Raw genomic sequence first — 21,040 nt, 5'->3', positions numbered from 1 at the left:
CCCAGCGTTCTCCAGTTTTTCTGGTCGTATGAACATAATCTGAAGCTTTAGAAATCGTTTCACCCTGATACACCATACTTATGACTAGTAATTTTCGATACATGTCATAAGAATCCTTATATTCTTTCATCACGGATTTTAATTCATCCAATTCAAGATGATCTGCAATTTTTTTATTTCGTTCAACCATGAATATTATTTTGTCAGTTATATGGTATAAACTTTTCGAGAAAAACTATAAATGATTTTAATAATCTTTTAAGAAATTCATCAGTGCTAGATGAATCAGTATTTTTCGACAAATAATCTATAAATTTATCTTTAATTTCTTGAACTGTTTCAATATGGGTGAAATCTGTTTTGAATCTGAATTCTCTGATTAATGTTTCAATTGGAACATCCTCAAAATCAGCATTACCGTTAATCATTATTGCTGATGAGTGAATTTCTGATAATTCAAAAATCTTCTTGACTCCACCATATGTTTTACCATCCGCCATTGTTTGTTGCCTATCAGTTGCTAAAATTCCTAATCTTTTAGTTAATATCATAGCCTGAGAAGTCATAAAATACCTCCATAATTGATAATATTACTATAAAACTATCAATATATAAAAATTACGACGAACAAACTTCAATATTGGATTAGAATCGAAAATTAGCAAGTTTAAATCAATATTGATATTAAAATATAAAAAATAAAAAGATGAGTTAAAAACCCACCTACATTTTTTGAGGTGCTGTTACACCTAAAATGTCTAAAGCATTTTTAATGGTTGTTTTTGCTCTGTCAACAATAATTAACCTAGTGTCTTCCACATCAGAACCAATTACTTGTTCTTCTTTGTAGAATTTGTTGAATGAACCTGCAAGGTCCTGTGCATATTGGGTAATATTGTGTACCCTTTGCTTATTAGCACAGTCTTCTACAACCTGTGGGAACTTGGCTATTTGTCTGATTAAGTCCTTTTCTGTTTCATCAGGAGCCCATTCATCACTGACAGTCAAAGAGGAAATGTCCTTACCTGATTTTTCAAGCAATTTGCATGCCCTTGCATGAGCGTATTGGATTGATGCACAGCCTCTTTCAAAGCTTAATGCTTCATCCCATTTGAATGTCAAGTGTTTTTCTGGAGATAATTTTGCAATGAAGAATCTTACTGCCCCTATTCCAATTTCTTCTGCCATAGGTGCAATTTCATCTTCAGTTAAATCAGGGTTTCTTGATTTTATTTCATCATGCGCCCTAAGGACTGCCTCATCAATCAGCTCATCGACTGATACAAATTTTCCTTTTCTTGTTGACATTGATCCTTCAGGCAATGTGATGAATTCATAGAATATCACTTCAGGAGGAGTTTGCCTGAAGATTTCTTCAAATATTACCTTGATTTGCTTTGCAGCCAACTTGTGGTCTGAACCTAAAATATCAAGTACAGTATCACCTAAAGTTGCTTTATACTTATGGTATGCCAAATCACGAGTTGAATAAAGTGATGTACCGTTTGATCTTCTTAAAACGAATTCTTTTTCAATGTTGAAGTCTGTAAGGTCAATGTATAACACATCGTTTTCACGGGTAAAACCTTCACGCTGAATATAGTTTACAAGGTCATCAACTTCACCGCTTCTTACAAACTGACCTTCCCATACAAAATCATCATGATTTATATTCATTCTTTGAAGTGACTGCTTCATTCCAGAGATACAAGTTGAAACTACTTGCTCGAAGATTGCATTTAATTCCTCATCTTCACCATTTTCATATTTTTGTATCAATTCATCTACCTTAGCTGCCAATTTTTCATCTTCTTCAACAGCCTTGTTGGCATCAAAGTATAACTTACCAACCTTATGGTCAACTTTTTCTCCTTCATAATCTTCGATTTTCAAACCGAGTTCAGTTATACCGCAAACGATGATAGCGATTTGTCTTCCCATATCATTTACATAATATTGTGTGCTGACATCCCTACCTGCCAATCTCAAAAGTCTGGATAAAGAATCTCCAAAAATGGAGTTTCTTATATGTCCAATATGCAACGGCCCGTTTGGATTAGCTGAAGTGTGTTCCAACACTATTTTTTCTCCAGTTTCAGGAAGCTGACCGTAATTTTCATCAACTTTTTCCAATAATAATTTTGAGAACTTGTTGTAATCAATGAAGAAATTAACATAAGGTCCGAAGTTTTGTACTTTAGAAAATATTTCAGGAACTTCAATTTTATCAACCAAGTCCTTTGCAACTTCAGGAGGTGAAGTTTTTAATTTTTTAGTAAGTGCAAATGCAATAGTACTTGCAAGATCACCTAAATTAGGATTTGGAGGGAAGTCCAATCTGAAATCCCTATCAATTTCTTCATCATATTGATCCAATGCCTTATTGATGGCATCTATAGCTTGTTTTTCAATTTCAAAATACATTAACTCACCTTAAATAATAATTATAAACCTCTTAACCAGAGGGAAAGATAACCGATTTTCGGAATAACAATCAGATTATCACCTAATGTCACAACCCTTTGCTCTATCTGGTCTGCAGTGACATAATAAGGGTCAGGTCGATCATTATTGTCTCCCTTAATGACATACATTGTTGTTCCATTGATATCCGTAATATTAATGACTCTATGAATTACCGGCTGGTCATACCATGACGCATCATAAACAACCACATCCCCTACCTGAACATCATTAGGGTCAAATTCCTGAATACCAAAGAAATCTGCCTTTTCAAGAATAACAATATCTCCCCTGTAAAATACAGGTTCCATACTTCCTGAAACAACAACACTCAAGTGTTGGGCGGCAATTAAAACGATTATAAGAATAATTGCATATGATACAACTTCTTTCCAATCAATATCCATTGTATTACCTTCTTCTTTTTCTAAATGCTTCTTTTAATGCTAATTCAATAGCATCTGAAGTTTTTTGTATATCCTCCATAGTATGAGCATTTGAAATAAAATTACATTCAAATTGTGAAGGTGGAATGAAAACACCTTGTTTTAATAAAGTTTTAAAGTATCTTAGGAATTGTTTCCTATCAGATTTTTGAGCATCAGCATAATTATAGACTGGCTCAGGATTGAAATAAATTTGAAACATTGAAGCAAGTCCAACAGGCTGAATATTATAACCTTCATCATCAATTATTGAAGCAATATTTCCTCTGAGATAATTTCCTTTGCGTTCCAATTCCTTGTAGAATGCTTCATCCAATTGGGTTAAAGTTGAAATACCTGCCTGAACAGAAACTGGATTTCCTGAGAATGTTCCTGCCTGATAAACAGGACCTTGCGGTGCAATCAATTCCATGATTTCTTTTTTACCACAGAATGCACCCATAGGAAGGCCCCCACCTACGATTTTACCGAGAGTGGTTAAATCCGGAGTGACGCCATAATATTCCTGAGCTCCTCCACGTGAAGCCCTAAAACCGGTGATTACCTCATCAAAAATCAATACTATACCATTTTCCTCTGTGATTTTACGGATGAACTCTAAAAATCCATGTTTAGGCTCAATACAACCGACATTACCCATTACGATTTCCATAATGATACAGGCAATGTTGTCACCTTCCTTTTCAATTAATTCAGTCAGCGCCTCTTCATCATTGAATGGTACGGACAAGGTATTTTTGGTAGTGTCTTCAGGTATACCTGGACTGTCAGGTAATGTTGCAGCTCCAGAACCACCTTTTACAAGTACATAGTCATGTGCACCATGGTAAGCTCCTTCGAATTTCACTATTTTATCTCTTCCAGTGAAACCTCTTGCAAGTCTGATTGCACTCATTGTAGCTTCTGTACCACTGTTACAGAATCTTACCATTTCAGCAGATGGAATCCTATCGATAACCTCCTTAGCCAAGGTTATTTCATTTTCAGTTGGTGTACCATAAGCAGTACCCATAGTCAGCTGATTGGAAACTTCCCTTACAACCTTAGGATCAGCATGACCTAAAATCAATGGCCCGTAGGCAAGACAGTGGTCGATGTAAGTTTTTCCATCAGCATCTGTTAGTTTGGATCCCCCTGCACTTTTAACGAAAAAAGGATAAGGTTTAAAAGCACGTACAGGTGAGTTTACTCCACCAGGGAAATATTTTTTTGATTCATTGAACAATTCTTCTGAATACATATTATCACTATAAATGTTGGATTAATGAATTTACACAAGCAACAGCAATAGGTGTTCCGCCTTTTGGCCCTTCAACAATAATATTTGGAATATCTGAATTATGAAGAGCTTCTTTTGAGTCAGCCGCTCCTACAAAACCAACAGGAACCCCAACAATGGCTTTAAGATTCATTTCACCTTTAGCGTATAAATCCATTGCTTCAAAAACAGCAGTTGGAGCATTACCGGAAACGACTATTCCTTCAAAATCATTCTGTGCAGCATATCTCATTGCAGCAGCTGCCCTTGTAATCTGATTTTCCTTTGCGATTTTAACTACTTCATCGTTTTTAATGTAACACTCAACTTCCCCCTCATATCTTGTAATACCATATTTAACCATGTTGATATCAGTTAATATGGTTTCTTTATTTTTAAGGGAAGTCATAGCTGCATCTACAAAATCAGAACTTATTTTCACTAATTTTGCATACTCAGGATCAGCAGTTGAGTGAACAATCCTTTCAACGATGTCTCTTTCAATCGGTTTTAAGTCTTTGACATCATCTCCAATAAGGCCACGGATAATTTCACGACTTTTGTTTGCAATATCCAAACCTTGTTTAGTTGATGCACCCATGAACATTTTGTCTGTCATAATGTAAGATTTGTATTAAATATATGTTAAATATTTTGTCTTTTGAATTCGACAAACATTATCTAAAACATGACTTCTCCAATAATAAAAATTGATTGGTGGAAATTACTTTTCACTAGCAGACAAACCTGCCAGATAGCCTGTTGAAAAAGCGATTTTTAAATTATAGCCACCGGTTGGGCCATGCAAATCAAGGACCTCGCCTGCAAAGTATAAATTAGGAATTAGTTTGGACTCCATTGTTTTAGGATTAACATTTTTAATATCAACACCACCAATGGTCACTTTAGCCAATTTGTCATTAAAACCAGTGATTTCAAAAACAAATCTTTTCAGGTTTTCGACAAGTCGGTTTTTGCTTTTCTTATTAATCCTTGACAGCTGGGTTTCGCCATCAATTTTACATTCATTTAAAAAGTATTCAATGAAACTGTTTGTCAAAAATAGCTTCATATAGTTTTTAATCATTGTTTTTCCTTTGGATTGGAAATCTTTGTTGAATTTAGCCATCAAATTCTCTCGTGTCAGTTCTGGACATAAGTCGATTGCGACTTCAAGATTGATTTCGGGTTCATTTTCTAATAAGTTATAACTTATACCTTCTGAGATTTCATTGCTCAGATTTATGACTGCAGGACCTGTCAGACCAACATGGGAAAATAAAACATTACCTTTAACCCTGCTTTTCTTATAACTTATAACTACATCATATAAGGTTACCCCGGCAATCTCAGACAAGTCATTTTTGGTAATCAATGGAACCAATCCGTATTTTATCTCTGTTAAGGGATGTGATGTTAAAGAATAGTTTTTAATGTCACATCCTGTTTGCGGATAGGTTATGCCTCCAGTTGCGATGATAATCTTGTCTGCTTTTAACTTATCATTTATAACAAAATCATTAGTGATACTTGTAACTTCAAAGTTATAACTTATACTTACATCTTCAATCTTATCAGTTAAACCTTTTAAGATATCACTGGATTTCCCGCTTTTTGGAAAAACACGATTATCCTCTTCTGTGATAAATTCCAAATCAAATAGTGACAGTAAATCCTCATTAGTAAAAGAGTAAAATGAGTGTTTTAAAAAGTTTTTATGAGAATATGAATTCAATAACGTATTAATCGGCTTTGAATTAGTAATATTACATCTTCCTCCACCAGTAATCAAAAGTTTACGACCTAAAGAAAAATTCTTTTCAAGCAATATTACGCTTGAGGAATTCTGGCTTGCGGCGATTGCAGCCATAATCCCGGCAGGACCTCCACCAATCACAGCTATTTCATATTCTTCCATATTAATCTAAAAAAGAAAAAAAGAAATTAAGGGGTTAATCTGTGTCTGTCTCTTGGGAAGAGTACACATTCACGGATGTTTTCAGAACCGGTAAGTACCATAGTTAACCTGTCAGCACCTACACCCCAACCTGCATGTGGAGGCATACCGTATTCGAACGCTTTCAAGTAGCTTCCAAATCCAGCAGGATTCAATCCTCTTTCTTCAATTTGTTTTACGAGTAAATCATACTGGTGTACACGTGTAGCACCTGAAGATAACTCCAAGTTGTTGTACATTAAATCGAATGCATGTGAGTATTGTTCCTCGCCGTCAACAGGCATTACATAGAACGGTTTGATTTCAGAAGGCCATCTGGTTAAGAAATAAAATCCTCCCATTGTGTCTCCTAAAGCTTTTTCAGCTTCACGGGATAAGTCTTCTCCCCATTCCATACTGACATCTTTTGAGTTTACGATATCAACTGCTTCATCATAGGTTACTACAGGGAAGTCGCCAGTTGGAACTTCAAGTTCATGACCTAATATTTCTAATTCATCAGCACAGTTTTCGTTGATGTCTTTTAAGACTTTGATAATCATGTCGTTTAGGATTTTCATTACGTCTTCATCATCAGCAAAGGATGCTTCTGCATCAATGGATACAGCTTCGTTTAAGTGTCTGAGTGTATCGTGCTCTTCTGCTCTGAAGATTTGACCGATTTCAAATACTTTATCCATTCCGGAAGCCATCATCATCTGTTTGTATAATTGTGGTGACTGACCAAGGAATGCTTCTTTTTCAAAGTAAGTGATAGGGAATAATTCTGTTCCTCCTTCAGTAGCTGATGCTACGAGTTTAGGAGTGTTAATTTCATAAAATCCGTTGTCATAGAAGAAGTCACGGATAGTATGGAACATTTGTCCTTTGATTTTGAAGATTGCTGAAACGTTTTCTTTTCTGATGTCCAAGAATCTTGAATCTAATCTTGTATCGATTCCAGCTTTAACTTTTTCTGTTGGATCCATTGGTAAAGGTTGGTTAGCTAAGTTTAATAATTTAATTTCTTTAGGAATGATTTCAACACCGTTTGGTGCTTTTCCTGCTTCTTGAACTAAACCTTTAATTGCTACAACAGATTCTTTTCTTAATTCTCTTAATTCTTCCATTATTTTTTCATCGACTTTTTTGCTTGGAGCTGTGATTTGAACTCTGCCGGTTACATCACGGATGATAACGAACATGATACCACCAAAATCACGGATTTCGTGCACCCAACCCATGATTGTGATGTCGCTTCCTGCTATTTCAGGAGTGCATTCACTAGCATAATTTGTTCTTCTCCAATCTTTTAATAAACCTTGCAAAATATTCACCTCGAGGTTAGTAAAAAATAATTAATCAATTAATTAAAATTGTTAAAAATAAGTGTTGTCTAAGTTTATAGGCGAAACCTATAAACTACACCCAATTAGACAACTGTTTATTACCTAATTTCTTTCTTGTATAGAAAGTGACGAATACGAAAAATCATATTCTAGATATTAAATAGGTTAACATGATATATAAAGTTTACTAAACTAATTAAAAAATCCTTGTTTTTTAAAAATAAGTATAAAAAATAGATTAAATTAAGATAGGATTGGGAAGAGTTACGCAAAACTTCCGGCGGGTGAACCTTGAAAAAATCACGAACCAATCCTACATAATTCAACCGTAATACGAGACTAACCTATCATTTATTGTAATGATTATAAATTACAATAATATCAAGACTAATCAAGACAATGTCAAGTGCTATTAGAACTAGACTCAACATTAAAACCCCTCACCTCCAATACAAGAGGAAATAAATAAGCATACATTATTTCATTTCCAATCAGGTAATTAAGTTTTAATTTATCTATTACATCAAGAATTATTGTTATTAAACTATATAAAATAAGTAGAATTTGTTTTAACAATATTGAAAGCAACTCGTTAAATTATAATGAAAAATAAATATTTAATAAAAATAAAAAAGTAGATAAATTATTCAAATTTATCCTTGTCCAAAGTTTTAACTATTTTTGCAGGAACTCCTACAGCCACTTCATAGTCACCGACATCCTTTGTAACAATAGCCCCTGCTCCAACGATAGCATATTCACCAATGGTGACGCCAGGCAATATGCTTGCTCCGGCTCCAATCCAGGCACCCTTTTTAATATGGATTGGCTTGCAGGTCAAAACTTGCCTGTCATACTCGTCATGATTGTTTGAAAGCAACTGGACATTGGCCGCCATCATAACATCATCTTCAATGGTTATTCCTCCACGTGCCATCAGTAGTGAATTGGAATTGATAAAAACATTATTACCAATTTTCAGATGATCAAATGCTGCACCTGCAATTGGAGCCATAATCTGTGAGTTTTCACCGATATTATCGCCCAACAGTTCCTTAAGCAACTTGTTATATTCATCAGTGTTTGGCATTGTGTGATTGAGCTTGAAAACGATTTCCGCCATTTTACCTGCTTCAATCATCTCCTCTTCACTCATTAATCTCATGTCAACTCTTTCAAAATCCATTTAATCTTCTCTTAATCTTGTTTTGAATGAATTAGAGTGTGCAAAGAATCCTTCATACTCAGCGATTGGAACAGAAGTCTTTGATAACTCCTCAAGCCCTTCTTTTGTCAATCTCTGAACCGTTGGCTTTTTAATGAAAGCCTCAGTAGATAAACCGGAATACATTTTAGCACCTCCACCTGTAGGAAGTACGTGATTTGTTCCAGATCCATAATCTCCCGCTGCAACAGGTGAGTATGAACCTAAAAAGATTGAACCCGCATTGTTGATGTGTGATAATGTTTCATCATCATCTTTTGTGGTTATGATTAAATGTTCAGGAGCGTATTCGTTTGTAACGTGAATAGCTTCCTCAAATGTGTTTGTGATAATGATTTTTCCACTTTTAGATAATGATTCCTCAATGATTTCACGTCTAGGCGCAATTTCAGTTAATTTGGCTACAAATTCATCAGTTTTAACTGCTAAATCCTGTGAATCTGTTACTAAAAAACATGATGCATTAGGGTCATGTTCTGCTTGAGCTAAAATATCAGTTGCCAAAAATTCAGGATTTGCAGTCTCATCAGCCAATATCAGTACTTCAGAAGGGCCTGCCGGAAACTCAATATCTACCTGTCCATATACTAGTTTTTTAGCAGCTGTAACGAATATATTTCCAGGACCTACAATTTTTTCTACTCGTGGTACAGATTCACTTCCATAAGCCAGTGATGCAATAGCCTGTGCACCACCTACCTTATAAATTTCATCTGCACCTGCAATATCTGCAGCCACTAAAATAGCATCTAAAATTTTGCCATCTTTTTGAGGTGGAGTTACACAAACTACTTTTTCAACTCCAGCAATTTTTGCAGGTATTACAGTCATTAATATTGATGAAGGATAGGCTGCCCGACCCCCTGGTATGTAACATCCAGCAGAGTTAATTGGCCTTACAATTTGACCTGCAACAACACCAGGATTTACTTCCATGTTCCAACTTTCAGGAATCTGTCTTTCATGAAATTTACGTATATTTGATGCAGCTTGTTTAAGTGCAATTAATAATTCATCATCTAATGTATCATAAGCTTCCTTAATTTCATCTTTGGATACTTTCAAATTTTCTATCAATACACCATCAAACTTTTCAGTATATTCACGAATAGCTTCATCACCATTATTTTTTACATTGTCTAATATATCGGAGACAATATCCAAGACATTATTAACATCCTGTTCTGACCTTTTAATAGTTTCTTTCAAGTTAATTTCAGAGTATTTTAATATATCCATTATAACACTACCTTAAAATAGCTCCAGTATCTGCTGAGTGAACTAATTTTTGATATAATGCCAACCATCCTGATACATCACTTTCTGGATGATTTACTTCTTTAAGTCTTGATTCAATCTCTTCATCACTTAACTCCACATTGATAAATCTGTTTTCAATGTCGATTTCAATGATATCACCATTTTTGATTGCAGCAATAGGACCGTCTTCTCTTGCTTCCGGTGATACGTGACCTATACATGGCCCACGTGTTCCGCCTGAAAATCTACCGTCTGTTATTAACCCTACATCCTTAATATTCATTCCTGCAAGAGCTGATGTTGGATTTAGCATTTCACGCATTCCAGGACCTCCCTTAGGTCCTTCATATCTAATAACAACAATATCCCCCTCTTCAATTTCATGGTCAAATATTGCTTTTGTAACATCTTCTTCTGAATTATATACTTTCGCAGGTCCCTTAAGATGCATTAAATGATCCGCTACAGCACCTTTTTTAACTACACTTCCGTTAGGTGCAAGATTACCTTTAAGAATAGCAATTCCACCATCCTCATGAACCGGATTATCTAATGTATGAATAACATCAGTGTTTTTGTTTTCAACAGTTTTGAGGTTTTCTTCAATTGTTTTGCCTGTTACTGTTAATTGATTGGTGTCAATTTTATCTCCTAAAGTTTTAAGAACTGCCTGAATACCACCAGCCAAGTGCAAATCCATCATAGAATCTTCACCAGCAGGAGAAATCAATGCAATATGTGGAACATTTCTTGATATTTCATCAAACAATTCCAAATCAACATCAATGCCTTCAACTTCACTTGCGATTGCAGGAATATGAAGTGCAGTGTTAGATGAACCTCCAAGTGCCATATCAACTGCAATAGCATTGTTGAAAGCCTCTTGAGTTAAGATATCAGACGGTTTAATGTCATCTTCTACAAGTTTTATTATCTGTTTACCTGATTCGAATGCAATCTGATTGTTTTCCTCTGTCCTTGCATGTGTTGTAGCGCAAGTCGGCAGGGATAAACCGAATGTTTCAGTTATACATGCCATAGTGTTAGCTGTAAATAATCCTGAACAGCTTCCGGCACCAGGACAGGCACATCTTTCAAGTTCACTGACTTCCTCTTCAGTCATTTTACCTGCAGAATATGCACCAACAGCTTCAAAAACAGTAATCAAATCAGCAGGTTTACCATTATATTTACCTGATTGCATTGGTCCGCCAGTAACGACTATTGATGGAACATTTACTCTGGCTGCACCCATTATCATTCCAGGAACTACCTTATCACAGCTAGGAATTAATACCAAACCGTCAAATGCATGACCTTTTGTCATGGATTCGACTGTAGCTGCAATGATTTCACGGGAAGGAAGAGAATATTTCATTCCTTCGTGGTTCATACTGATTCCGTCACACACTGCCATAGTATCGAATTCAAATGGAATACCTCCAGCAGCAATTATACCTTCTTTTACAAATTCAACAAGTTCCTTTAGGTGAATGTGTCCAGGCACAATATCTGTGAAACTGTTTGCTATTCCAATGAACGGTTTTTTAAAGTCTTCATCATCAAGCCCACAAGCCCTTAATAAGGATCTGTGAGGTGCTCTTTGAATTCCTTTTTTTACATTATCACTTTTCATTTAATCACACAATTTAATCAAATCATTTATATATCTATTTTTAATTGTTTTTATAATATTGTATAATTTGAAAAGAGAAATCTAGTTGATGTTTTCTGATACATCAAGAATTAAATGTGTTGAAAAATATTGTTATGAAATAAAATTTTTAAAGAAATGAGCATTTAAAAATATATATTTGAAAATAAGTAGTGAAATTATAACATCTAATTTCCATTAAACTATTAGTGAAATTTAAGCAAAAAATAAAAATTATGGGAAAATATATTTCCCAATGTGTTTAATTTAATCTTTTCTTCTTAAGGATACACCTGCAACAGCCAACAAAGCCAAGAGTGCCATGACTATAGGATTACCAGTAGCATGCATTTGCTTTGAAGATGAACCTACTGAATATTTAACAGGAGTGGAAGGGTGATCATAAATATCATCTCCATCATCATCCTCATTAGGATTTGGTTCACTCTTTTTGCCACCATCATCCTCATCGTCATCATCCTTTGAATTGGATTTAGGATTTACAACTTCTTTATCCTCATTATTTGTTAAATTAGGATCATAGGTGGAACTATTTACAACAACAATATTTTCAATTGTACCACCGGATATCAACACTTTTGTAGTAAGTGTCAGAGTTGCTATTTCACCATATTTTAACTCTCCAATTTTCCAAACATCATTTTCAAAGCTACCTTTGCTTCCTTTAGCAGAGATTAGTCTTAATCCATTTGGCAATTTTTCAGATACAACAACATCTTTTGCAGTATCAGGACCTAAGTTAACAACTACAATAGTCCAAGTAATTACATCTCCTTTTGAAGGTTTTGGATTAGATACAGTTTTTACAACTTTAACATCCGCTTCAGGGTCAATATTTGTGGTGTCATTGTCTTTGTTATTTTCGGTGTTGTTATCTGGAGTAGTAGAGTTAACTACAGCTACATTAGTAATTTCAGCATTTGTTATAGTTACTAAAGTAGTTATTATTAATGATTTTGATTCACCATTTGCCAAATCACCAATAGTCCAAACACCTGTGTTTTTATTATAATTACCATTTGATGAAACAAATTTCAAGCCTTCAGGCAATTCATCAGTCACAGTCACGCCAATAGCTTTACCAGGACCATGATTGGTTACGGTAATTGTCCATGTAATAGTATCCCCCTTATGAGGATTCTTATTAGATACGACTTTTACAATCTCTAAATCAGCAGGCAATTCATCACCAACCTCAGTAGTGTTGTTAGCTTCATTATTTGTTTCATTTGGATCATATATATCGTTTGTTACATTAACATTGTTTATTAAACTAGTGCTTGAAACATTTACTAAAGTATCAATAGTCAATTTAGCAGACTCACCTTTAGCCAGAGCGCTAATATACCAAATCAAATCATCTGAATCAAATAATCCTTTTGTTTTAGTATATGATTTGAAAACTAATTCTTTTGGCATTTTGTCTTTTACATAAATATTTACAGCTGCATCAGGACCTTTATTAGTAACAATAATAGTCCAAGTAATTATCTCCCCTTTTGAAGTGTTTTTAGCGGAAACTAATTTTACAATTTCCAAATCTGCTTCGGGAGAAACATCAGTTGTATTATTGCCTTCATTATTGGTTTTATTAGGGTCATAAGTTTCACTGGTTGCATTAGCAACATTTCTAATGGTAGTGTTGGTAATGTTTACTATAGTAGTAATGACTAATGATTTAGGCTCACCACTAGTTAAATTACCGACATTCCAAATACCAGTTTCAGGATTATAATCTCCATCAGAACCTACATAAATTAAACCTTTTGGCAATTTATCAGTTACTTTAACATTCACTGCTGTATCAGGACCCTTGTTAGTAACAGTTATAGTCCATGTAATAGTGTCTCCCTTATGAGGATTCTTATTGGAAACGATCTTAATTATTTCCAAATCAGCTTCAGGAGAAACATTAGTGGTATTGTTAGCTTCATTATTGTCTGTATTGTTATCCGGAGTATCTGAAGTTACATTAGCAATGTTTGTAATAGTTTTGTTTGTAATGTTTACCAAAGTAATTATAATTAGGGATTTTGGTTGGTCTACTTCTAAATCTCCAACATTCCAAATACCGGTTTCAGGATTATAATCACCATCTGAACCTACATAAATTAATCCTTTAGGCAATTTATCAGTTACAAATACATTTTTAGCTGTGTTCGGACCTTTATTAGTAACTGTGATTGTCCAGGTAATTGTGTCACCCTTATGAGGATTCTTATTGGAAACAATTTTAATTATTTCCAAATCACAGACTTCATTAACTGAAGTGGTATTGTTAGCCTCATTGTTGTCTGTATTGTTATCCGGAGTGTCTGAAGTTACATTAGCAATGTTTGTAATATTCCTGTTAGAAACATTGACAATTGTGTAAATTGTCAGGTTTACTGGAACATTAGGCGCAAGATTTCCAATATCCCAAATTCCATAAACATTATCGTACAATCCTGTTTCGGTTTTATGACCATTATAAATTAAACCATTAGGCAGTTTATCTTTAACAATTACATTTAAAGCCATATCCGGACCTTTATTAGTGACAATAATAGTCCAAGTGATTACATCACCAAACTTGGCAGTCTTATTAGAAACAATTTTAATAATTTCCAAATCCACAAGGGGATCGACATTTGTAGTATTGTTTGCCGGAGTACGATTACCTGGAGTGTCTGAAGTTACATTTGCAACATTTCTGATTGTTGTATTAGTAATATTAACTATTGTAGTGATAATTAAAGTTTTATTTTCACCATTCAATAAATTACCAACCCTCCAAATTCCTGTTTCATTATCATAATTGCCATTTGATGTAACAAATATCAATCCTTTAGGCAAAGTATCATTAACACGTACATTTACTGCTGTATCAGGACCATTATTTACTACAGTTATTGTCCAAGTAATTGTTTCTCCAAACTTAGCATTTTGTTTTGATACCTCTTTGATAACAACCAAATTAGCTTTTGAATTAACTTCAGTTGTGTTATTTGCTTCATTATTGGTTTTATTAGGATCATAAGTGTCACTGGTAACATTAGCAATATTCATGATTGTTTTATTTGTGAAATTGACACGTGAAGTTATGGTCAAGTTTTGAGTCTCATTGAAAGCCAACTCTTTTATATACCATGTATAAGTTTCTAAATCGAATAATCCTTTAGTTTTAGTATAACCAAGGAATATTAATTCTTTAGGGAAATTATCTCTGATATAAACTTCTTTTGCAGCATCCGGACCTTTATTAGTGACAATAATAGTCCAAGTGATTACATCACCAAACTTGGCAGTCTTATTAGAAACTATTTTAATAATTTCCAAATCTGCTTCAGGTTCGATTGAAGTGGTATTATTTCCTTTATTGTTTTCAGTATTATTGTCAGGAGTTGTAGAGTTAACAACAGCAACATTAGTAATTGTAGCATTTGTAATGTTGACCAATGTGGTTATTACTAAAGTTGTTCTGTTTCCATTCAATAATGTGCCGATATTCCAAACACCAGTCTCATAATCATATTTGCCGTTGGAATCGTCAAATTTATAAATTAATCCTTTAGGCAATTTATCAGTGACGTTTACATTATATGCATCGTTTGGACCATGATTGATTACAGTTATAGTCCATGTAATAATGTCGCCATAGTGAGGATTTTTATCTGAAACTATTTTTATTACTTCCAAATCTGCGAATGAATCCACTGAAGTAGTGTTGTTTGCTTCATTATTTGTTTCATTAGGGTCATATGTATCACTAGTGACATTAGCCACATTTGTAATATTTGCATTTGTCACATTAACTCTGGTTGTAATTACTAAAACCGCATAACCAACATCATCATCTTTTGAATATACTTCCAAGTCCCCAATGTTCCAGATACCAGTTTCATAATCATATTTGCCATTAGAATCATCTGAAAGGTAAATTAATCCTCTAGGCAATTTATCAATTACATATGCTTCTACAGCAGGGTTTGGACCATGATTGATTACAGTTATAGTCCATGTAATTACATCTCCTAATTTTGAAGTCTTATTAGAGACTATTTTTATAATTTCCAAATCAGCTTCGTGACCGATATCAATGGTTACATTATCCTCATTATTAGTTAAATCAGGATCCGGAGTTTCACTGGTAACATTAGCTGTATTTGTGACAACGGTCGGACTAACTAAATTGGATTTAACGACTATAGTTAACATTACTTGGTTTAAACCTTCTTCAGCTGACAAGTTTCCAATCTTCCATATGCCAGTGTTATTGTCATAATCACCATCGCAGGATATGAAAATTAATCCATTAGGCAACATGTCATAAACATATGCGTTTACAGCAGTGTCTGGACCTAAATTAGTTACTATAATAGTGTATTCGAATTCTTCACCATATGCAGGATGTAAATTAGATACGAATTTTCCAATAGCTAAATCAGCAATTGGATCTACGTGAGTAGTGTTGTTTGCTTTGTTATTGGATTCATCAGGGTCTGGAGTATCAGATGTCACAACTGCAATATTTGTTATAGTTGCATTTGTAATATTGACTCTGGTTGTAATGACAATTGTTTCATTGTGGAAGTGTAACAAATCTCCAATGTGCCAAATTCCCTGTGCGATATCATAATATCCGTTTGTTGCATTATGAATTACATAAATTAATCCTTTAGGTAATTTATCCTGAACATTAACGTTTCTTGCATTATTTGGACCTTTATTGGTTACTGTAATTGTCCAATTAATCAAATCACCATATTTCGGATTTTTATCTGATACGATTTTGATTATTTCCAAATCAGCAATAGCCGGAACATCAATAGTTTCATTATCATAATTGTTTTTGAGATTTTTATCATGGGTTGTAGTGGTTATATTCACTTCGTTAGTGATTCTGCCTGTATCAACTACACGGGTGGTAATGTTTAAAGTGTGTCTGACACCAACTTCTAAAGTACCAACGTCCCATTCATTTAAATCCTTATGATACATTCCTTTTGTAGGAACAGAATTTGTTACGAATTCCAAGCCATTAGGCAATACATCCCTTACAATAACATTTTCAGCAACATTAGGGCCTTCATTGTATATGGTTATAGTCCAAGTTACCTCATCATATTTGTTAGGAGTTGAATTGCTTACTCTTTTTATGACTTCAACATCACAATCCGGTTCGACAACAGTGCCGTTTTCAGCCCGGTTATTGGATGGGTTTGGATCTTCTGTAGTTGACTCAACAACCACTACATTAATGAGAGTGTCATCAGTTACATTAACTAATGTTGTAAATTCAAGATATACTGTTTCATTAACTGCCAAATTACCAATGGACCATACTCCATTACCATTCAAGTGATAAACTTGACCTTTAGTTTTATAAGGTTCCTTGGTTTGTTTCAATCCAGCAGGCATGAAGTCAGTCACGATTACATTTTCAGCAACATTAGGACCGTAGTTAGTAACGATAACAGTCCAAACAATCTCATCGCCATAATGGGAAGTCTGATTTGATACACGTTTTACAATTCCTACATCCGCTTGAGTTATAATTTCAGTGAAGTTTTCAGCATAATTGTTTTCAGGGTTACCGTCATTAGTAGCATACACAGTAGCATTATTGGAAATGAAACCATCATACGCAGTAACAGTAGTATTAATTTCCAAGGTTACTGTTTCATTTTCAGCCAAATCGCCAATATACCATCTGCCACTGCTTGGATTATAAACTTGTCCATTACTTCCTTTTGAATTAGCATACCTTAATCCGGAAGGTAATCTGTCAATTACATATACTCCGGTTGCAGTGTGTGGACCGTTATTGGTTACTACTAATGTCCAAGTGATTATTTCACCGTGAGAGGTTTTTTTAGTTGATACGATTTTTTGAATGCTTACATCAGGATAGAATTCAACAGTTTCATTATCATAATTGTTGTCAGGATTAGGATCAGGAGTTGTACTTGTCACATTAGCTTCATTAGTAATGTTTATACCAGAAATGGTTACTCTAGTTGGAATAATCAATTGGATAGTTTCTTTAACTTTTAAAGTACCAATAACCCATTTTCCGCTTTCCCTATAAAAGTCTGTGCCTTCAGGAACTATTGCAATGCCATATTGCTCTAAACCATATGGTAAAATATCAGTGACGACAACATCAGACGCATCACTTGGACCATAGTTAATTACGGTTAAAGTCCAGTTTATGATATCTCCTTTTTTAACCTTATCAGTGGAAACGGTCTTAATAATTCTTAAATCAGCATTATGAGTAACATTTACTGTAGCATTCACAGGAGGATAGTCCCATACATACATTGTATTGTTCCATACTCCATCATACAATGCCTGACATTTGATTGTAATCTGTACATAATCGCCAGCAGCGACATTTGTTACATACCAGCTTTGCTGGTCGCCATGATTAACATATCTAATAAGGTCTCCGCCCTCTAAACTATATTCTCCAGTGTATTTGATTCCGTTAGGCAGTACATCACGTATTTGTATTTCTTCAGTGTAATCAGTGTTTCCTATATTGTAAACCCTCAAATAGTACTCCAAGTACTCACCTGCGGAAACATCTGTAACATTAGCCTCTTTAGTGTAGTATAAGTTTACATGAATTGTCTTATTATCCCTATTGTTAGATAAGTTCCAGTCTCTTTCAGTACAATTTACGATGACTACATTATCAAAAGTGCCTAATTCTGTTGTTTTAACTATCAATTTTAAGGTCTCAGATGCACCATGAGGTAAAAATCCAATATACCATTCATTTGTTATAGGATTATAGTTATTTTTACTTGCACTTGAATCCACATACTTAAATGATTGAGGAAGAATATCCCTTACAGTAACGTTTGTTGCATTAGTACCTACACCACTAACGGTTATGGTGAATACTGCATTTTCCCCTTTAATATAAACATCCTTATTACTGGTTTTGGTAACGCTTACATCCACATGAGGCAATACCCTAAATGTTGTGGAGTTGTAAATTTCAGTGTACTGACTGTCATCAGGGTGATGAGCATAGATATTATAAACACCAGGATGGAACTCACCATCAGTCAAATTTTCCTTTGCAATTGCAATTAAAATATTACCATACATATCAGTTTTACCTGAATATTCAAAGACTTTGCTATCACCATAAGTCATGTTAACATTTATCAATTGGTCGTCTTCACGGGAATCCTGGTAAAGTACAGCACCATTATGACTGTTTTCAACTCCTAAAACCGGATGAATCTCACTATCCGTGGTGGTTTTAACACCTGTTGGATATAAGTCATTTGGTTTGAGAGTGTATGTTACATTGTGGAAGAATATTTCATCAATGACTCCATGAGGAGTTGGGCTATGCCAATCATTATAAATAGCGTTGATAAGATTGTCTCCTCCTTCAAGAGTGATGTTTATTAAGAATTGTAAATCTTCACTCCAGTAGTCTTCAGGTGGTTTTGCTTCTGTAAACAGCAAATAACTCCATGCCTGATTGTTGGAGAATGTATCATCATTTAAGTGTAAGTCTTCACCCCTGTTATATATTGCAGATCCGTTACGTGCAGTGTTATGTGAAAAAGTTGAATATGAAATTTCATTATGATTTCCCTCTATGTAAACAGCTCCACCTAATCCGTAATCAGGGTTTGCAGTATTTGGAATAGCATTATTGTATTTGAATTCTGAGTTTAAGATTCTGGCATGGTCTCCGATTGTGTAGATTGCCCCACCATGCATTGAAGCATTGTTGTTTCTGAATTCGGAGTCATATACATAAGTATAATTACCTTCTACATAAATACCGGCACCACCATGGGAAGCATGATTAGCTTCAAATGTGGAATGAGTACAGTTAAAGTAATCTCCTTCAACATAAACAGTTCCCATATCTGAATCATGATTTGTAAATAGGGAATCAATAACTGAACCATGGTCACCTTTTACATAAATCGCTGCACCTTTACCGTTGACAGCAAAGTTGTCATCAAAAATACAATTTAATGCAGTGTTATTATGACCTGTAATGTGAACTGCTCCACCGTCCTCGGAACCTGTGTTATTGTAGAAGTAACAATCTTTCATAATATTGTAATTACCTTCTGAGTTGTCACCATCTAAACCGTGAGTGATTCCTCCAACCATGAAAGCTGCACCCTGTTTAGCGGTGTTGTTGATAAAGTCACAATTTTCAACATTTAAGTAATCCTGACTGGAACCTAAAGCTCCACCCCATTCAGTTGCATGACAATTTGTAAAAGTACAATTTATAATGTTACTGTGGAGATTTTCGGAAAGTCCAGTACCGTGCAGATATACTGCTCCTCCAACACCGGAAGTACAATTGTCAAATTTACAATTGGTAATGTTTACAACGTTACCAGGCTGTCCTGCAACACAGATTGCACCTGAATGTCTGTTTGAAGAACAGTTGAAAAATCCACAATTATTAAACTTAGAATAGTAGGTAACAATCATTACTCCGCTTTCAAAATCCTCTTCGGCAGGATCAGCCGGTCTTACACAATGACAATTAGTAAAGTTAACATTTTCCAAGGTACAGCTTCTAACAGCAAAAGTACAATAGTCATCAGCGTAACAATTATCGAAGTGAACATTAGTTAATGTACAATAATTTATACCTGTTCCTCCTCTAGTGTTTAAATTTTTAATAGTCAAATTTTCCAAGATACAATTTTGGAAAGTGTATCCTCCATAATTTAAGTTGCTTTCCAAAATACCATTTGCAATAGTAATACGTTTATAGCATGACAAATCCTGACCATATAGGGTTTTACCCTGTAAATCAATTATATCTCCAATTTGAGATTGCTGAATTACCCTGTCAAGATCTCTAAAGGTATTTCCATCAACATTTCTTGTAGCAGCCAAAATTTCATCATCATCTGAAATTCCTAAAACGGAATCCTCACTCTCTTTTTTAACATTGGATTCTTCTTTAATATCTGAATCCTTAATAGAAACTTGATTATCTGAACTTGATAAGCTTTCAACATTATCAGCAGACGTTTCTAAATCTGTTGCTTCAACTTCCGGAACTGTTGGTTCAGAAACTGAAACAACCTGTTCATGTGGAACTTGAGTAAATTCGCTAGATAATGCAGTTGAATTTTCACTGGTAGCTGCAATAGCACTCACTGAAAATATCATTGCAATAATCATTGCGATGACTAAAAGTTTCGCATTTAATTTCATTGTTTTTACCTCATATTTTCTGAAAGAAAAAACTGTTCGGGAAAAATATTTAAATAAAATTAAATGAAATCAACATGATTTATAGTTTTTCTCTAAAAGTTTATACCATTTAGTTCAAGCCAATTTTCATAAAATGATTTTGATTCGATAATGTCATAGAATTTTTCTTCAAACAAGTTTATTAATTCTTTTGTGGAATTATAAGTTGTTTTGTAGAT

At 34.4% G+C, this 21,040-nt stretch carries 11 protein-coding genes and 1 pseudogene; all 12 read right to left on the bottom strand.

What is annotated here, in order from left to right; genetic code table 11:
* Positions 1-190 (bottom strand): annotated as a pseudogene (locus IJ258_RS10570) (transposase); the annotation flags it as partial.
* Between the two features lie 13 nt (positions 191-203).
* Positions 204-566, bottom strand: a complete 363-nt coding sequence (locus IJ258_RS10565) for a hypothetical protein (protein WP_292806684.1) — start codon at positions 564-566, stop codon at positions 204-206.
* A gap of 157 nt (positions 567-723) precedes the next feature.
* The gene (argS, locus tag IJ258_RS10560; protein WP_292806682.1) at positions 724-2,424 is read right to left on the bottom strand and encodes an arginine--tRNA ligase; all 1,701 of its coding nucleotides are present in this window, start codon (positions 2,422-2,424) and stop codon (positions 724-726) included.
* Positions 2,425-2,444: 20 nt separating this feature from the next.
* Positions 2,445-2,870: a signal peptidase I gene (locus IJ258_RS10555; RefSeq protein WP_292806680.1), complete on the bottom strand. Its 426-nt coding sequence runs from the start codon at positions 2,868-2,870 to the stop codon at positions 2,445-2,447.
* Positions 2,871-2,874: 4 nt separating this feature from the next.
* The gene (gene hemL / locus IJ258_RS10550; protein WP_292806678.1) at positions 2,875-4,149 is read right to left on the bottom strand and encodes a glutamate-1-semialdehyde 2,1-aminomutase; all 1,275 of its coding nucleotides are present in this window, start codon (positions 4,147-4,149) and stop codon (positions 2,875-2,877) included.
* Positions 4,150-4,156: 7 nt separating this feature from the next.
* Complete coding sequence (locus tag IJ258_RS10545; RefSeq protein ID WP_292806677.1) at positions 4,157-4,786, bottom strand: cobalt-precorrin-8 methylmutase; 630 nt, start codon at positions 4,784-4,786, stop codon at positions 4,157-4,159.
* Positions 4,787-4,891: 105 nt separating this feature from the next.
* Complete coding sequence (locus IJ258_RS10540) at positions 4,892-6,085, bottom strand: aminoacetone oxidase family FAD-binding enzyme (protein ID WP_292806675.1); 1,194 nt, start codon at positions 6,083-6,085, stop codon at positions 4,892-4,894.
* A gap of 26 nt (positions 6,086-6,111) precedes the next feature.
* The gene (aspS, locus tag IJ258_RS10535) at positions 6,112-7,431 is read right to left on the bottom strand and encodes an aspartate--tRNA(Asn) ligase (RefSeq protein ID WP_292806673.1); all 1,320 of its coding nucleotides are present in this window, start codon (positions 7,429-7,431) and stop codon (positions 6,112-6,114) included.
* A 664-nt stretch (positions 7,432-8,095) separates the two neighbouring features.
* Entirely contained in the window at positions 8,096-8,638 is a 543-nt protein-coding gene (locus IJ258_RS10530) for a DapH/DapD/GlmU-related protein (RefSeq protein WP_292806671.1), read from the bottom strand.
* Positions 8,639-9,916 (bottom strand): histidinol dehydrogenase, encoded by a 1,278-nt coding sequence (hisD, locus tag IJ258_RS10525; RefSeq protein ID WP_292806669.1) that lies wholly within the window; start codon positions 9,914-9,916, stop codon positions 8,639-8,641.
* Positions 9,917-9,923: 7 nt separating this feature from the next.
* Complete coding sequence (ilvD, locus tag IJ258_RS10520; protein WP_292806667.1) at positions 9,924-11,573, bottom strand: dihydroxy-acid dehydratase; 1,650 nt, start codon at positions 11,571-11,573, stop codon at positions 9,924-9,926.
* Positions 11,574-11,858: 285 nt separating this feature from the next.
* Positions 11,859-20,822 carry a CARDB domain-containing protein gene (locus IJ258_RS10515; RefSeq protein ID WP_292806665.1) on the bottom strand — a complete coding sequence of 2,988 codons (8,964 nt, stop codon included), beginning with the start codon at positions 20,820-20,822 and terminating at the stop codon, positions 11,859-11,861.
* Between the last annotated feature and the right edge of the window lie 218 nt (positions 20,823-21,040).

It is taken from the genome of Methanobrevibacter sp. (assembly GCF_017468685.1).
Classification (GTDB): domain Archaea; phylum Methanobacteriota; class Methanobacteria; order Methanobacteriales; family Methanobacteriaceae; genus Methanocatella.
Note: the sequence above shows the minus strand (reverse complement) of the source record. Positions and strands in the feature narration are given on the sequence as shown.

What these genes read in the sequence shown, in the direction of transcription:
- IJ258_RS10565 (WP_292806684.1), bottom strand. Translation starts at nt 566, where the DNA reads ATGACTTCTCAGGCTATGATATTAACTAAAAGATTAGGAATTTTAGCA.
- argS (WP_292806682.1), bottom strand. Translation starts at nt 2,424, where the DNA reads ATGTATTTTGAAATTGAAAAACAAGCTATAGATGCCATCAATAAGGCA.
- IJ258_RS10555 (WP_292806680.1), bottom strand. Translation starts at nt 2,870, where the DNA reads ATGGATATTGATTGGAAAGAAGTTGTATCATATGCAATTATTCTTATA.
- hemL (WP_292806678.1), bottom strand. Translation starts at nt 4,149, where the DNA reads ATGTATTCAGAAGAATTGTTCAATGAATCAAAAAAATATTTCCCTGGT.
- IJ258_RS10545 (WP_292806677.1), bottom strand. Translation starts at nt 4,786, where the DNA reads ATGACAGACAAAATGTTCATGGGTGCATCAACTAAACAAGGTTTGGAT.
- IJ258_RS10540 (WP_292806675.1), bottom strand. Translation starts at nt 6,085, where the DNA reads ATGGAAGAATATGAAATAGCTGTGATTGGTGGAGGTCCTGCCGGGATT.
- IJ258_RS10530 (WP_292806671.1), bottom strand. Translation starts at nt 8,638, where the DNA reads ATGGATTTTGAAAGAGTTGACATGAGATTAATGAGTGAAGAGGAGATG.
- hisD (WP_292806669.1), bottom strand. Translation starts at nt 9,916, where the DNA reads ATGGATATATTAAAATACTCTGAAATTAACTTGAAAGAAACTATTAAA.
- ilvD (WP_292806667.1), bottom strand. Translation starts at nt 11,573, where the DNA reads ATGAAAAGTGATAATGTAAAAAAAGGAATTCAAAGAGCACCTCACAGA.
- IJ258_RS10515 (WP_292806665.1), bottom strand. Translation starts at nt 20,822, where the DNA reads ATGAAATTAAATGCGAAACTTTTAGTCATCGCAATGATTATTGCAATG.